Annotated in this window: 17 protein-coding genes; 6 read left to right on the forward strand and 11 right to left on the reverse strand. The window is 30.6% G+C overall.

Features of this window, described 5'->3' with window-relative positions; translation table 11 throughout:
• Positions 1-8: 8 nt before the first annotated feature.
• Entirely contained in the window at positions 9-566 is a 558-nt protein-coding gene (locus CCO88_RS01260; protein WP_002781270.1) for a DedA family protein, read from the forward strand.
• Positions 566-1,825, forward strand: a complete 1,260-nt coding sequence (locus CCO88_RS01265; protein ID WP_002777385.1) for a ComEC/Rec2 family competence protein — start codon at positions 566-568, stop codon at positions 1,823-1,825. Before CCO88_RS01260 ends, CCO88_RS01265 begins: the two co-directional genes overlap by 1 nt.
• On the opposite strand, the gene CCO88_RS01270 is transcribed toward CCO88_RS01265, so the two are convergent.
• Genes CCO88_RS01270 through CCO88_RS01280 form a run of 3 tightly spaced genes read right to left on the reverse strand, consistent with a single transcriptional unit; the run spans position 1,769 to position 4,658 of the window.
• Positions 1,769-2,575, reverse strand: coding sequence for a YihY/virulence factor BrkB family protein (locus CCO88_RS01270; protein ID WP_002784376.1), 807 nt, complete (start codon positions 2,573-2,575; stop codon positions 1,769-1,771). The genes CCO88_RS01265 and CCO88_RS01270 overlap by 57 nt on opposite strands.
• An 11-nt stretch (positions 2,576-2,586) precedes the next feature.
• Positions 2,587-3,969: an FAD-linked oxidase C-terminal domain-containing protein gene (locus CCO88_RS01275; RefSeq protein ID WP_002839107.1), complete on the reverse strand. Its 1,383-nt coding sequence runs from the start codon at positions 3,967-3,969 to the stop codon at positions 2,587-2,589.
• Positions 3,966-4,658, reverse strand: coding sequence for a plasminogen-binding N-terminal domain-containing protein (locus CCO88_RS01280; protein ID WP_002777391.1), 693 nt, complete (start codon positions 4,656-4,658; stop codon positions 3,966-3,968). Before CCO88_RS01280 ends, CCO88_RS01275 begins: the two co-directional genes overlap by 4 nt.
• A 159-nt stretch (positions 4,659-4,817) precedes the next feature.
• Between CCO88_RS01280 and pgp5 the strand changes: the two genes are divergently transcribed.
• Positions 4,818-5,978 carry a peptidoglycan metallopeptidase Pgp5 gene (gene pgp5 / locus CCO88_RS01285; RefSeq protein WP_002777393.1) on the forward strand — a complete coding sequence of 387 codons (1,161 nt, stop codon included), beginning with the start codon at positions 4,818-4,820 and terminating at the stop codon, positions 5,976-5,978.
• Here the strand turns inward: pgp5 and CCO88_RS01290 are convergent.
• From CCO88_RS01290 to CCO88_RS01305, 4 genes are read right to left on the reverse strand one after another with little or no spacing between them, the layout of a single operon-like run.
• Positions 5,975-6,181, reverse strand: coding sequence for a hypothetical protein (locus CCO88_RS01290; protein ID WP_002777395.1), 207 nt, complete (start codon positions 6,179-6,181; stop codon positions 5,975-5,977). The genes pgp5 and CCO88_RS01290 overlap by 4 nt on opposite strands.
• Before the next feature lie 3 nt (positions 6,182-6,184).
• The gene (locus CCO88_RS01295) at positions 6,185-6,865 is read right to left on the reverse strand and encodes a purine nucleoside phosphorylase YfiH/LACC1 family protein (protein WP_002781246.1); all 681 of its coding nucleotides are present in this window, start codon (positions 6,863-6,865) and stop codon (positions 6,185-6,187) included.
• Positions 6,829-7,440, reverse strand: coding sequence for a riboflavin synthase (gene ribE / locus CCO88_RS01300; protein WP_002777399.1), 612 nt, complete (start codon positions 7,438-7,440; stop codon positions 6,829-6,831). Before ribE ends, CCO88_RS01295 begins: the two co-directional genes overlap by 37 nt.
• 9 nt (positions 7,441-7,449) lie before the next feature.
• The gene (locus CCO88_RS01305; RefSeq protein WP_002784369.1) at positions 7,450-9,990 is read right to left on the reverse strand and encodes a translocation/assembly module TamB domain-containing protein; all 2,541 of its coding nucleotides are present in this window, start codon (positions 9,988-9,990) and stop codon (positions 7,450-7,452) included.
• Positions 9,991-10,152: 162 nt separating this feature from the next.
• Between CCO88_RS01305 and groES the strand changes: the two genes are divergently transcribed.
• A complete protein-coding gene (gene groES / locus CCO88_RS01310; RefSeq protein WP_002777403.1) occupies positions 10,153-10,413 on the forward strand; it encodes a co-chaperone GroES in 261 nt (86 codons plus the stop codon).
• Positions 10,414-10,434: 21 nt separating this feature from the next.
• Entirely contained in the window at positions 10,435-12,072 is a 1,638-nt protein-coding gene (gene groL, locus CCO88_RS01315; RefSeq protein WP_002781241.1) for a chaperonin GroEL, read from the forward strand.
• Between the two features lie 35 nt (positions 12,073-12,107).
• On the opposite strand, the gene CCO88_RS01320 is transcribed toward groL, so the two are convergent.
• The 4 genes from CCO88_RS01320 to dccR form a co-directional block, all read right to left on the reverse strand.
• Entirely contained in the window at positions 12,108-12,350 is a 243-nt protein-coding gene (locus CCO88_RS01320; RefSeq protein WP_002777410.1) for a hypothetical protein, read from the reverse strand.
• Positions 12,341-12,556, reverse strand: coding sequence for a hypothetical protein (locus CCO88_RS01325; protein ID WP_002786501.1), 216 nt, complete (start codon positions 12,554-12,556; stop codon positions 12,341-12,343). The genes CCO88_RS01320 and CCO88_RS01325 overlap by 10 nt, the downstream gene beginning before the upstream one ends.
• Positions 12,557-12,788: 232 nt before the next feature.
• Positions 12,789-13,994: a two-component system sensor histidine kinase DccS gene (dccS, locus tag CCO88_RS01330; RefSeq protein WP_002811506.1), complete on the reverse strand. Its 1,206-nt coding sequence runs from the start codon at positions 13,992-13,994 to the stop codon at positions 12,789-12,791.
• On the reverse strand, positions 13,987-14,652 hold the full coding sequence (dccR, locus tag CCO88_RS01335; RefSeq protein WP_002777414.1) for a two-component system response regulator DccR: 666 nt from the start codon (positions 14,650-14,652) through the stop codon (positions 13,987-13,989). The genes dccS and dccR overlap by 8 nt, the downstream gene beginning before the upstream one ends.
• 134 nt (positions 14,653-14,786) lie before the next feature.
• Here dccR and CCO88_RS01340 point away from each other — a divergent pair.
• Positions 14,787-14,971 (forward strand): bacteriohemerythrin (locus CCO88_RS01340; protein WP_002781236.1); only part of this gene is annotated, 185 nt, incomplete at its 3' end.

A 14,971-nucleotide genomic window follows, 5' to 3' on the forward strand; every position in this document is an offset into this window, starting at 1 on the left:
GAGCTAATATGCAAGATATGATAGATACCTTACTAAAATACGGCTATATAGTTTTATTTTTCTATTCTTTAGGTGGTGGAATGGTAGGAATTTTAGCCGCTGGAGTTTTAAGCTCTCAAGGAAAAATGGATTTGGCTTTATGTATAAGCATAGCTTTTGTGGCTAATACTTTGGGTTCTACCTTGCTTTTTATACTTGGAAAATACTATAAAAAAGATATTATGCCTTATTTTAAAAATCATCGCCGAAAACTTGCCCTTGCTATGATGAAAACCAAACAACATGGAGTCGTTTTGCTTATAACTCAAAAATTTGTCTATGGCTTAAAAACTTTTATCCCCATAGCTGCAGGCATAGCAAAATATAAATTTATTAATTTTTTCATCATCAATACTTTTGCTAGTTTACTTTGGGCAGTGCTTTTAGGATATAGCGCTTATGCATTTGGTTTTGCCATAGAAGCAATTTTTAATAAGTTAAGCTCTTATCCTTATATTGCACCTTTATTTTTAATCGTATTGGTTGGAATTATTTGGTTTTATTTGGCTAAATTTTCTAAAAAATAATGTCTTTTTGGAATTCTTTATATCTAAACCTTAAAGAATTCCGTTATTTATTTTTATTTGGCTTTATTGTTTTTGTTTTTAATATATTTTTAGAATATAATCATTTTTTAAACCTTAAAGAAAAGAAACATTATCTAGTAGAAAATGCCTTGCTTTTACAGTATTATCCAAAACATAATAAAAACAATAAAAAATACTGGGTTTTAAAACTTAAAACAAAGGATTTTATCCTTTATACTACAAGCTTTAAGGATTTAAATTTAAGCAAAAATCAGCTTTTGAATTTAAAAATAATCACAAATAATATTTCCTTTAAGGATTATCTTGGAAAAAGCTTTTATGCTCCTAGCTATGGTTTTGAAGTATTAGGATATCTTAAAAACAATACTCTCATTTCTTATTTTTTAAACCAACATACAAATGAAAAAATACAAGAATTTTACGGAGCTTTATTTTTTGCCCTGCCCATCTCCTCAGAACTTAGAAACGATGTTAATCATTATGGTGTTGCTCATTTAATAGCAATCAGTGGTTATCATATAGGTTTACTTTTTACTTTGGTATTTTTTATACTCGCACCCTTGTATAGTTTTTTTCAAAAAAGATATTTTCCCTATAGAAGCTTACGCTTTGATTTAAGCATTTTTATTTTTATCTTGCTTTTTGCTTATGCTTATCTTATAGGCTTTGTGCCTTCTTATGTTCGTTCTTTAATCATGGCTCTTTGGGGTTTTTATCTGCTTTGTAAAAATATCAAAATTCTAAGCTTTTTTACCCTTTTTATAAGTATATATCTTTGTATAGTCCTTTATCCTAGGCTTTTATTGAGTATAGGATTTTTCTTTTCTTGCCTAGGAGTTTTTTATATTTTTTTATATTTGCACCATTTTTCAAAATTATTTAACAATTTCTTAAATATCATCTTAGTGAATATATGGACATTTTTTTGTATGATTACTCCTGTGCTTTATTTCTTTCCTCTTATCAGCTATCAGCAATTCCTAGCCATTATTTTGAGTGGAATTTTTATAGTCTTTTATCCTTTGGTTTTATGTTTGCATTTTATAGCACATGGAAATCTTTTAGATCCTGTATTGATTGACTTTTTTAATCTTAAATTTTATGCTTTAAATATTAAAATACCAACTTGGGCTTTAATATCCTATCTCATACTTTCTTTCATAGCTATGCGTTATAAAATTTTAGCTCTTTTTTGTATTTTTGCGAATTTTATCCCCTTTATCATGATTATGATTTAAAAAATAATAAATTTTAATCCCAAAAAGATAAACAATCCAAGAAATATAAATCCAAATAAAAAAGAATAAAATAGTAGAAAAAGATCCATAAACGCTAGCGTATGTTTTATTATATACCACGTAATATACAAACAAATTCTTTCCTATATACCAAATAGCTCCCGCCGCAAAAGAAACGAATATCAAGCTTTTAAGAGTTCCTTTTTGAATAGAACTTGAATAAGATATAAAAAACAAACCCCAAATGATCACAAAAGGCAAAATTTCAAAAAAATTAAAACCTATTTTATAATCATCCAAAGCTTGCTGAATCAAACCCGATATATAAAAACTAAGTCCTAAGCCTAGTGGGACAAGGGTTAAAAGCGTCCAGTAAGAACTAATACTTTGCCAAAGTCCTTTTGGCTCACTTTTTGTAATGCGATTGATTACAAAATCATAGCCTGAAAAAAAAGCCAAAGAAGTAAAGGTCATCGCTATAAGACCCACTATACCCAAATTTACACTATTATTTAAAAATGTGTCAAGATAAGCAGCAACTATATCTTGCTGTGCAGGTATTAAAAAAGCAAAAATGATTTGCTTGGCTTTTTCATAATAAGCCTTAAAACTTGAAATTTGCGTAAAAACAGAAAAACACACAAACAAAATCGGTATCAAAGATAAAATAGTATAAAAACTAAGCGCTGCGGCATAATTTAAAATTTCTTTATCTCGCAAATTGGATAAAATAGCAAAAATTCTCTTCAATCTTTTCCTTTTTAAAGCCCCATTTTAAAAGGATTGAGAATATTATTTGGGTCAAAAGCTTTTTTAATATTTCTCATTAAATTCATTTCGGCATCAGAAAAAGCTAATTTCATAAAAGGAGCCTTAGAAAGTCCTATTCCATGCTCTCCACTTAAAGTTCCTCCAAGCTCCACAGTAAGCCTAAATACCTCTTCTACTGCTTCATAGCCTTTTTTTACTTGTTCTTCATCATTTTTATCAGGAACCATAACATTAGTATGCACATTTCCATCACCAGTATGACCAAAACAAGGAATTTTAAAACCATATTTTTTAGAAATTTCATCTATACCTTCAAGTAAAGCAGGAAGTTTTGACCTTGGGACAGTAATATCTTCATTTAATTTTAAAGTCCCATACATAGCTATACTTTGAGAACAATTTCTTCTAGCAAACCAAATATCTGCTGCTTCTTGCTCATCTTTGGCTATTTTAAACTGACTTGCTCCTGTGTCTAAAAAATGCTCTCCTAAAATTTTCAAATCTTCATCAATAGCTTCTTTTACATTGCCATCTACATCAGCAATCAAAATAGCTCCCGCATCCACAGGCAAACCTTTGTTAAATTTACTTTCTACTGCTCTAATGCTAAGATTATCTAAAAATTCCATAGATACAGGATTAACCCCACTTGCAAGACTCTTATAAACTGCATTCATAGCGCTTTTTACACTTGGAAAAATTCCAAAAGCTGTTTTCTTGAATTTAGGCAAGGCAATAAGCTTTAAGGTAAGCTCACTTAAAACCGCTAAAGAACCCTCACTCGCGATTAAAATACCTGCGAGATTATATCCTGCAACATCTTTGATGGTGCGTTTACCCGCACGAATGATTTCCCCATTAGGCAACACAGCCCTTAAAGCCATAACATAATCTTTAGTAATGCCATACTTTGCAGCTCTCATACCTCCAGCATTTTCACTTACATTGCCTCCTAAGCTAGAATACTCCATGCTAGCAGGATCGGGCGGATAAAAAAGTCCATGCTTAGCCACTTCTCTTTGTAAATGTATATTAATCACACCTGGTTGCACTACTGCGACTAAATTTTCAAGATCGATTTCTAGAATTTTATTCATATGTTTTTCAAAGCTTAAAATCAAACCTCCATTAACAGCCAAAGCTCCTCCTGTAAAACCCGAACCCGCCCCACGAGGAACGATAATGATATTATTTTCATTACAAAATTTTAATATTTTAGAAATATCCTCCTCGTTTCTTGGAAACATCACCCCATCGGGCAAATAATGCTTTTTTGTAGCATCATAACTATAAGCACGCTTATGAATATCATCAAAATAAGCATTTTCACTACCTAGAAGTTTTATAAAATATTGTTCAAATTCTTTTTTCATTGGCTTACCTTAGGAATATTAATTAAAGCATCATAATATCTATAATAATTACCCACTTCTTGGGAATTAAAATCAAAAAAATTACTTTTATAACCACCTATACGAGAATAAAAAGGAACTTGTATACTGCTTGGTTTAGATATGGTTAATTCATAAAGCTCACTAAAATCTTGACAATCAACTATCTTTGCCTTATCCTCTAAAGCAAAAATCAAAATTCCCACAGCATTATCGGCACAAAATTTTCTAAAATCACTACGCTTTGGAGCAAGAGATGAAGAGCGGATGAGTTGTGCTCCTAGCATATCAATATGAGTAAAATAAATTTCTGGAAAGCTAAATACAAGCTCATTATAAGTTTGTTCATCTGGAGCAATCACTAAACCTCTATCATAAAGAAAATTTAAAACCACCTCATCACCCTTTTGTGGTACAACATTTGGCAAAGGCAAGGCATCTTGCTCAAGATCAGCAAAAACACTGAATTTTAATTTTGCCAAACCCTTTTCTTTAGCTATAACACTAGCTCTTGCTATAATGCTTTTTGAAGTTTGAAAACGCTGTATAACAACACCGCTTGAATTTAATTTTATATCAGGACTATCTTCAACATAACCATAAATATCTTCAACCTTTAAAAGTTCCATTTTTACAGGCTTTAAATTTAAATCTATTGCAAAAAGACTCATACTTAAGCTTAAAATAAATGCTAGAAATTTAAGCAAACTAACTCCTTAAAAAATCAATTTAATGTATTATAATCCTTTTTTGTTAAGCAATTGTAAGAATTATAAAGTAAAATATAGCTTTTAAAAATTTAAAAATCCTCGAAAAAATAAGGTCTTTATATGAAAAAACTCTTACTCCTATTTGCATTTGTTATTCAAAGTTTTGCCGCACTTAGTGTTGAAGAACTTACTTGGGATAATGGCGATACTTTGCTTAAATTCTTGCAAAGAAATTCTATCCCTATATCGCTTTATTATGGGCTTGATAGAGAAGATCAAGAACTTGCCTCTGATATAGCTTATAAAGTAAAATATCAAGTTTTAAAAGATGAAAATAATAATATAGAACAAGTTTTAATCCCTATCAGTGATGATTTACAAATTCATATTTATAAAGATAAAAACAATCAATACACCCTTGCCTTTTCTCCTATTTCTTATCAAAAAGAAGATAGAATTTTACATTTAACAATCAAAAGTTCAGCCTATCAAGATGTTTATGAAGAAAGTGGTAGCAGTACTCTAGCTCGTGCTATGGTGCGCTCCTTTCGAGGAAGTGTTAACTTTCGCAATATCCAAAAAGGCGATAAGGTTACTCTTTATTATGAGCAAAAAAGACGCATGGGAAAACTTTGGGGGGATATTGCTATAAAAATGGCTGTAGTAGAAATTAACAAAAATGCACAAGAAGTATTCGCTTTTAATGATATTTTTTACAATCGCGATGGAAAAGAAGTGGAAGCTTTTTTATTAACCAAACCTGTAAATTATACAAGAATATCATCAACTTTTAGTACTGCAAGATATCATCCTATACTTAAACGCTATCGTGCACACCTTGGTATAGACTATGCAGCGCCTACTGGAACACCTGTAAAAAGTGCAGGCAAAGGGACAATCACTTTTGTAGGCACTAAAGGAGGATATGGAAATGTCATACAAGTAAAGCATGATTCAGGCTATATGACTTTATATGCTCATTTAAGTCGTTTTGCAAAAATTAAGAAGGGCCAAAAAGTAAATCAAGGTCAACTCATTGGTTATGTAGGTTCAACAGGCATGAGTACAGGCCCACATTTACATTTTGGTGTTTATCTAAACAATAAAGCCATCAATCCTGCTTCAGTAGTTAAAATCGCTAAATCAGAGCTAAGCGGAAAAGCCAAAGAAGAATTTAAAAGCACTATAGTAAAATATGAAGGAATTATAAACGAAGCCTTAGCTGCTAATAAGCCAAATCCTCCTAAAGAAGAAGATTTTGAAAATTATATAGAATTTTAAGGATTGCTAAGCAAAGCCTTATCTTTAGCTTCTATCAAGGAATTAAGAAGAGCTATAAGCTCTTCTCTTTCTTTGCTTTCTATCTCTTTAAATTCAGCATTAACAAGCTGATTTACTAAAGCTTCATTAAGCAAATCCCCATCCCCAAACTCTCTAGCTTTTTGAATAATTTTTAATACTCTTAAATCTTTTTTTTCATACATCAATCAACCCTTTAGATAAACAACACTCACAAAGCGTTTTAAAGTCTTATCGCGACGATAAGAGTAAAATGTCTTATCATCAAAACTACAAATATTACTGTCGATAATATTTTTAATACCTAAATTTTGAGCCTGAAATTTTACCAAAGCTTTTAAATCAAGTTTTCTTTCATCTAAAAAATCTTTAAATTCTACTCTTGCAAATTCTAAAATTTCTCCATCTATTTCATAGTTTTTAGCACAAATACTAGGCAAGATAAAAAGATGAAATTTCTGCATGTCTAAATTAGGATTTTTTGTATAAATTTTATCCACACACTCTTTTAAAATATTTTCAAAACTCCCTTTTCTTCCTGAATGAAGTGCCGCTATAATGCCACTTTCATGCCATAAAATCAAAGGCAAACAATCAGCACTTAAAACACAAAGTGCGGTATTTTTTTCTATACTTATCAAGCCATCGCAACTTAGATTTTTTAAATTCTCATCATAAATTTCAACTTTATTGGAGTGAATTTGATCCATAAAAACACATTTTTCAATATCCTTAAAACCCAAATGAGAAAATAAATTTTCTTTATGAACTTTGGCTCTAAAGATATTATAGTCTTTATCATAAGCGCAAAAAACACTGACTTTTTGATTCTCTAGTAAAGATAAGCAATTCTCTCCACTTCTTCCCATGATAGTCCCTTATCCTTATCTTGCATTTGTGCATAAATATAACGAGCAAGCAAATCGCTTTCTATATTGATTTCTCGGCCTATTTCATATTCTTTAAAAAGTGTTTCCTTAAAAGTAATAGGTATAATGGTTAATCTAACGCCATTTTCTATAATTTCATTGATCGTAAGGCTAACCCCATCTATACCTATACTGCCTTTTCTTGCCATAAATTTCATCGCTTCTTTAGGCAAAGCTATATAAAAATCAACCCCATTTTCATCTTTTTCAATCTTTTCAAGCCTACCAATAAAATCAATATGTCCTTGCATCAAATGTCCATCTATCCTATCTCCATACCTTAAAGCAGGTTCTATATGCACCTTATCTTTTAAATTTTGTACTGCTATGTGCTTGCGACTCTCGTGTGAAAGTTCGAGTTCAAAACCATCGCTATGAAGTTTAGTCACGCTCAAACAAGCTCCATTAACAGCTACACTATCGCCCAAATTAGGGCGATAATTTGCCTTTAAATTCAAAACATTATTTTGATAAGATTTAACCTTAGCAATCTCTCTTATAAGTCCATTAAACATCACTTAACCTTAAAAAATTTTATTCAATAATTTATTGATACCCTCATCTACTTTTTCTCCTGCTTTTTGAACTCCATCTTGGGCTTTATCACCTACAATATTTTTAATGGAATTTACTACACTACCCGCTTCAAGTTTAACTTGGGGCTTTTGTGTTGTTCCTGTTATATTGCCTTTAAAATTGGCTCTATCTATCTTGATATCAAAAGGCAAATTCAAGCTTCCGCTTTTAGAATTCAGCATACCTGAAGAAACAAGGACATAAGAACGATCCGCTTGCATATTTAAATCAAGCTTGATGTTTTCTTTGTTAATAAGCGCTTTAGCATTGGCAGTATGAAAAACATCAGTAGTGATATCTTTTAAAGTAATAAGCTTAAGAGCTGCAGTGATAGCATTAGGTTTAAGCTTACCCTCTTTCATATCTGCATTAACGTCTCCTTGCTCGCTTATAAGATTATACTTAGCATCTAAATTTGCCTTGCCTTGATATATATCTATAAAATCAAGTCCACTTGCCAAAGTACTTAAATCCACTCCCTCTAACTTTGCATTTAAAATATTATTTTTCAAAGTACTATCAAGTTTTCCTTCAAATAAATTTTTACTCAATGCAGTAAAATTTAAAGTTTTATCAAAACCAATTTTTCCATTAAAACTCGCCTTTCCTTTGAGTTTTCTATCGAGTAAAAAACCTAGCTTTGAAAAATCAGCAATATCTAAAACATAATCCGAATTTAACACCATTTTGTTAATGTCAAATTTTCCTTTAAAATTACTAAGATTAGCCAAAGAAGAATTTAAAACACCCTCAAAATCAGCGATATTATTTTTTAAATCTGCTTTGATATTTAAATCATAATTTGTATTGCTTGGAAATTTTTTATCCATTATCTGACTTAAAACTACAGCATTTAAAATACCTTTAGCTTCTGCATTTATCTTGCCATTAAGATTGTTAAAATTTATATCATCTAAACGCGCACTAGCATTAACTATCCCGCTTGCATAATTTGGCATACCTACAATAGTAAAAACCTTGGAAAGATCAAGCTTGTTTATATCTAAGTCTAATTTTTTTCCATTAGAATTTGCCTTGATTAATCCACCTGCTATATTTGCATTAGCATTTAAATTCTGAATTTGAGCGCCTATAATATGTGCTTTTGCGTTAAGTTCTGCCTTGCCTTGTAACTTTTGTCCTGCTATGGCATTAAATTGAGATAAATCATCAATAAAAGCATTTAAGTCTGTGTTTAATTCTGCATTTTTAAGATTGTAAGTTCCATCAAGTTTTTTAATATTGAGCAAATTAGATGCTAAAAGCGCATTATAAGATATATTGCCATTTTTAGCTTTAGCTTTGGCATCAAGACTAAAATTTGTATTTGGAAGATCGAGCTTGGCTATTTTTTTAATTTCAGCACTATTTAATTTTGCATTATTGATTTTTACATCTGCATTGAAATTTGCAAAATCCAATCCCTCGCTTACAAGATTTGCATTTAAATTTCCAGAAACAATACCACCATAGCCTATAAGAGCTAGTATTTTTTCCAAGCTAGCATTGCTTGCATTAAGATTTAATTGATTGTTTTTTAAATTTGCCTTCACTTCTCCGCCAAGCCCTATAACATTAGCATTTAAACCAGTTAAAGCATTATTAGCCACACTCGCATCACCCTTTACTCCTAAAGATCCATTTAGCTTTGTTTTTGTAAGCTTTTCAAGTTTTGCAAGATTAGGGACTGATAGATCAAAATCCGTATTTAGGGTATTTTGAATAAGATTATAAAGGGTTTTTTGAGTTTGTAAAGTTAAATAACTATTATAAATTTTACTCACTGTATAGACTGTATCATCTTTAATATTTGCTAAAATTTCAGCTTTAAGATTGGAATTTTCAGGTAAATCTATATTGAATTCTTTTTTAATTTCTGCATAATTTATATAAGTATTATCAAGTTTAATGATAGCATTTCCATCAGGTTTTAAATCTTTAGCAGAAATTTTACTTGCTATATCTATAGTTCCTTTGGCTAAATTTCCTCGTCCAAAAAGTGCTAGCAATTCAGAAATTTGAAGATCGTTAGCGCTTAAATTTAAAGCAATAGGAGAATAATTATAAACTCTTGCATCTAAAAGCACATTAGAACCAAACAAATACCCCTTGCCATCGATCATAAAATCGCTCGATTTACCATTAATCTTTCCCAAAAAAGCCAAATTTTGATTTAAATTTAAACCTAAATTTTTAGCATAATTTTTATCCAAACTGATAATATAATCAAGATCAAAGCCAAGTTTAAATAGACTTAAATTTCCTTCTAGTTTTAAATCGGCCATATTGGCTAAATTTGCCTCAATATCAAGACTTGAAAAACACAAAACAAACTGAGTAATATTGGCATCAAGACCTGTACTTTGCTTGATTTTATCTTGAATAAAATTTGCGACTATATTATTACCAAGGCTAGTAAAAAGCAAGGTATAAAGTGCGATTAAAAGCACCACAATAAAAGCCGCTACTCCATAAAATATTTTCTTCACTTTAAATCCTTTAGTTTTTTTTATTAATTAACTTTAGTCTAATTAACTAAAGTTTTATAAATATTTTTACTCAAAGTATTGACAAAATTCATTTTTTATAGTATGATATTATCACTCAAAATTAAAGAGTGCTAAAAATCAATATTTTTAAGGATGGACAAAATGAATTTTCAACCTTTAGGAAAGCGTGTTTTAGTAAAACGCGTAGAAGAAACCAAAACAACAGCTTCGGGTATAATTATACCAGATAATGCTAAAGAAAAGCCTTTAATGGGTGAAGTAGTAGCAGTAAGTAAAGAAATCACTGATATTGCAAATGGTGATAAAATCGTATTTGCTAAATATGGCGGAACAGAAATCAAAATTGATAATAGCGAATATTTAGTTTTAAATTTAGATGATATTTTAGGAATTTTAAAATAATTTAAAAAAAAGGATAGACAAATGGCAAAAGAAATTATTTTTTCAGATGAAGCAAGAAACAAACTTTATGAAGGTGTTAAAAAATTAAATGATGCAGTAAAAGTTACTATGGGACCAAGAGGTCGTAATGTTTTAATCCAAAAAAGCTTTGGTGCACCTACTATCACTAAAGACGGTGTAAGTGTAGCTAAAGAAGTAGAACTTAAAGACAGTCTTGAAAATATGGGTGCTTCACTTGTTAGAGAAGTGGCAAGCAAAACAGCAGATCAAGCAGGTGATGGCACAACAACTGCAACTGTTTTAGCGCATGCTATTTTTAAAGAAGGTTTAAGAAATATTACAGCTGGAGCAAATCCTATCGAAGTTAAGCGAGGTATGGATAAAGCTTGCGAAGCAATTGTAGCTGAACTTAAAAAACTTTCTCGTGAAGTAAAAGATAAAAAAGAAATCGCTCAAGTTGCTACAATTTCAGCAAATTCAGATGAAAAAATCGGAAATTTAATAGCAGATGCTATGGAAAAAGTAGGCAAAGATGGTGTTATCACTGTTGAAGAAGCAAAATCAATCAATGATGAATTAAATGTAGTTGAAGGTATGCAATTTGACAGAGGTTATCTAAGCCCTTATTTTATAACCAATGCAGAAAAAATGACGGTAGAACTTTCAAATCCTTACATCTTGCTTTTTGATAAAAAAATTGCAAATTTAAAAGATTTGTTACCGGTTTTAGAACAAATTCAAAAAACAGGGAAACCACTTTTAATCATCGCTGAAGATATCGAAGGTGAAGCACTTGCAACTTTAGTTGTAAACAAACTACGCGGCGTATTAAATATCTCTGCTGTAAAAGCTCCAGGTTTTGGAGATAGAAGAAAAGCTATGCTTGAAGATATAGCGATTTTAACAGGTGGTGAAGTGATCTCTGAAGAGCTTGGAAGAACTCTTGAAAGCGCTACAATACAAGATCTTGGACAAGCTTCAAGCGTAATCATCGATAAAGATAACACAACCATCGTAAATGGCGCAGGCGAAAAAGCAAATATTGATGCAAGAGTAAATCAAATCAAGGCTCAAATAGCTGAAACAAGCTCTGATTATGATAGAGAAAAATTACAAGAAAGACTTGCTAAATTAAGCGGTGGTGTTGCAGTTATCAAAGTAGGTGCGGCAACTGAAACTGAAATGAAAGAGAAAAAAGATCGCGTTGATGATGCTTTAAGTGCAACTAAAGCAGCAGTTGAAGAAGGTATAGTAATAGGCGGTGGCGCAGCTTTAATCAAAGCTAAAGCTAAAATCAATCTTGATTTAAAAGGTGATGAAGCTATCGGCGCGGCTATAGTTGAAAGAGCTTTAAGAGCACCTTTAAGACAAATCGCTGAAAATGCAGGATTTGATGCAGGTGTAGTTGTAAACAGCGTTGAAAATGCTAAGGATGAAAATACAGGTTTTGATGCTGCAAAAGGCGAATATGTAAATATGCTTGAAAGTGGAATTATCGATCCAGTTAAAGTAGAAAGAGTAGCTTTACTTAATGCAGTTTCTGTAGCTAGTATGCTTTTAACCACAGAAGCAACAATCAGCGAGATCAAAGAAGATAAACCTGCAATGCCTGATATGAGTGGCATGGGCGGAATGGGTGGCATGGGCGGAATGATGTAAGCCCTACTACGAATAATCAGCAAATTCCTTGCTGATTATTTCTTTTTAAACTGCCAAATTTTATAAGATACAAAAAATAAAATCAAAAAAACAAGAAAATTAAAATACGCATTAAAAATCTGCCAAGATACGATAAAAGACAATACCATAATCACGCCATAAAAATTTGCAAAGCGAGTCATTTGCCTAAAAGTCTTCGCATTTATCAAAATATACTCTAAAAATAAAAGTGAAATTAAGATACAAAGATTGCTTAAATCATTGTGTGTCAATGACATCCCCCAAAAGGTGGTCTTCCTATGTATGTTTGCTCTCCAACACCTGGTGCATTAGCATACGAAATGCCATAACCCATACCAAGCCTTATTAAAGCAGCAATAGGCACAGCCCTATCTTCTCTTTGTTCTTCGGCATATTTACAAACAGCTTGCATAGCTGTATAAGACAAACATAAAGCTATGAGATAAATCAAACTTTTTTTCATGGTTCATTTCTCTCCTTTGTAATTTGTGAAATTCTACTTTATATTTAATAAATTTAATATTAATTATCAAAAATTTATTTTATTTTATAAGATTAAATATCTATAATAAAGCTTTTTTAATAAACTTATTTTTATAGAAAAATAAATTTTTATTGATAATAACTATTATAAAATGAGAAAATGTTTATAGAGAGTTTCAAGCAAGTGGATGCAAAAATTTTATTGTCCTTTTTCAAATCTTCTTTGCACTCCAGCTTAACTCAAAAACACTCCCTTGATTTTCTACAGATTCGCAAATGATTTTAATATCATTATCATCGCAAATCTTTTTCACCAAAGAAAGCCCTATGCCAAAGCCTCCTTGATCGGTATTAAATCTCGCATATCTATCAAAAATATGCTTAAGATTTGGTTTTGAAATTCCACAACCTGTGTCTGCGATACTTAAAAAACCTGTTTTTAACTCTATCAAAATTTCCCCACCTTTTTTGTTGTATTTGATTGCATTACTTAAAAGATTATCTATGAGTTTAGAAATTTGGTTTTTAGAAGCGAAAATACTTGCTTGATGTAAATTAAGCTTTAGACTGATTTTCTTTTGCTCAAAAAATATTTTAAAATATTCTAGCCTTTCTTCAATCAATGCTTTTAGGTCAAGTTCTTGTTTGTTAAGCTCTAAGGTATTGGGAAAATTATAAAAAACAAGATCTGAATACACTTGAGATAAACTTTTTGCAGCTAATTTTATCCTTGTGAATTTGGTATTATGCTCTAGTTTTTGATTTTCAAGTTGTTCTATACTCATCAAAATCACACTTAAAGGGGTGTTAAGCTCATGGGTTGAATCTTTGATAAACCGATTAAGAGTGATAATCTTATCCTCTAGTGGCTTTAGGGCAATTTTTACTAAAATATAAGCTATCAGACCCAATATGCAAAAAGCCATAATAGCAAAAGAAAAAACCTTTATTCTAATCCAAATAAGATCCTTTTTAACATCCTCACCTTGAATTAAAATTTTCAATCCACTTTCAGTATTTGCATTATCTTCATTTGTATGTTTTAAAAAATAATTATCTGTATTCATACGATCAAGAAAAAATACTTTTCCATCGTAAATTCCCCTGCCCTTAAGTTCAACCTTTGCTTTTCTAAAATCAAAATCCAAATTATCAAAAATAGCTTGTTTTTTATCAAAAATAGCAAATTTAAGTCCAGTACTTTGAGCAATATTGCTAGCACTTTCATTCATAGGAACAAAACGAGAATTTAGGATATTTATAATGATATTTCTATGATTTTCTCTTAAAGAAGTACCTTTTACAACCACTAATTCTTCATATAATTTTTGATACCATAAGGTAAAAAAGATTGCTAAAAAAATACCCGTAGTAGTTAAATAAATCAATAAAATTTGCCTAATGACTTTTTTAGCCATAGCAATATCCTCTACCCCTTTGATTGATAATTTTTTCTTTTCCTAATATTTTGCGTAAATTTTTAATATACGCTCTTAAACTAAGCTCGCTAGGTTCTTCATCATACTCCCAAAGCTCTTCAAAGATTCTTTCTGTACTTAAAAAATTATTTTTATTTTTTAAAAGCAAAGATAATAGCTTGATCTCTTTACTGGGTAGAGTTAAAGCCTTATCAAAATGATAAAGAATTTGTGAGGTAAAGCTGAATTTAAACCCATTCCCCAAATCTTCATAATCTTCATTTTTATGAGAAAAAGCTCTCTTTAACAAAGCTTGAATACGAATTGAAAGTTCTGCAAGCTCAAAAGGCTTGCGTATATAATCATCACAACCTGCATTATAACCCTCTTTCAAATCTTCTGTCGTATTTAAAGAAGTCATAAAAATAGCTGGAGTTTGTTTTCCACAAGCTCTTAATTCTTTTAATAAAGAAAATCCATCACCCAAAGGAACCTTAACATCTAGTATCCACAAATCAAAATGTTTTTCATAAGCAAGTTCTAAAGCTTCTTTAGCATTGGTGCATAAATAAACTTCATAACCCTCATCGATTAAAAATTCTTCTATAATCTCACTTAAACTTAAATCATCTTCTAAAAGCAGAATTCTAGCTGCCACAAGACACCTTTCTTTGATATTTCTTGAAATTGTATCAAAAAATATTGAAAAAATGGTTTAATACAAATTAATTTATATTTAACTTATTTTTATGTTATAATCTTTAATGCAAATAAATTTTTCAAGGAGTCAAAATGCTTCCAAAATGGGATAGCAGTTTTAGTGTGCACAATGCCAAAATTGATGATCAGCATAAAAAACTTTTTGAGCTTGCAGCAAAGGTTGAAATTGTTTCTGATAGATCGGTAAGCAAAAATGAAGTAAAAGAGCTTTTGGCTGAATTTTTCAATTACATGAAAGATCATTTTAATGATGAAGA

This window comes from Campylobacter coli LMG 9860 (assembly GCF_000254135.1).
Classification (GTDB): Bacteria; Campylobacterota; Campylobacteria; order Campylobacterales; family Campylobacteraceae; genus Campylobacter_D; species Campylobacter_D coli.

Coding starts and splice junctions, on each gene's coding strand:
- CCO88_RS01260 (WP_002781270.1), top strand. CDS start 9: ATGCAAGATATGATAGATACCTTACTAAAATACGGCTATATAGTTTTA.
- CCO88_RS01265 (WP_002777385.1), top strand. CDS start 566: ATGTCTTTTTGGAATTCTTTATATCTAAACCTTAAAGAATTCCGTTAT.
- CCO88_RS01275 (WP_002839107.1), bottom strand. CDS start 3,969: ATGAAAAAAGAATTTGAACAATATTTTATAAAACTTCTAGGTAGTGAA.
- CCO88_RS01280 (WP_002777391.1), bottom strand. CDS start 4,658: ATGAGTCTTTTTGCAATAGATTTAAATTTAAAGCCTGTAAAAATGGAA.
- pgp5 (WP_002777393.1), top strand. CDS start 4,818: ATGAAAAAACTCTTACTCCTATTTGCATTTGTTATTCAAAGTTTTGCC.
- CCO88_RS01290 (WP_002777395.1), bottom strand. CDS start 6,181: ATGTATGAAAAAAAAGATTTAAGAGTATTAAAAATTATTCAAAAAGCT.
- CCO88_RS01295 (WP_002781246.1), bottom strand. CDS start 6,865: ATGGGAAGAAGTGGAGAGAATTGCTTATCTTTACTAGAGAATCAAAAA.
- ribE (WP_002777399.1), bottom strand. CDS start 7,440: ATGTTTAATGGACTTATAAGAGAGATTGCTAAGGTTAAATCTTATCAA.
- groES (WP_002777403.1), top strand. CDS start 10,153: ATGAATTTTCAACCTTTAGGAAAGCGTGTTTTAGTAAAACGCGTAGAA.
- groL (WP_002781241.1), top strand. CDS start 10,435: ATGGCAAAAGAAATTATTTTTTCAGATGAAGCAAGAAACAAACTTTAT.
- CCO88_RS01320 (WP_002777410.1), bottom strand. CDS start 12,350: ATGTCATTGACACACAATGATTTAAGCAATCTTTGTATCTTAATTTCA.
- CCO88_RS01325 (WP_002786501.1), bottom strand. CDS start 12,556: ATGAAAAAAAGTTTGATTTATCTCATAGCTTTATGTTTGTCTTATACA.
- dccS (WP_002811506.1), bottom strand. CDS start 13,994: ATGGCTAAAAAAGTCATTAGGCAAATTTTATTGATTTATTTAACTACT.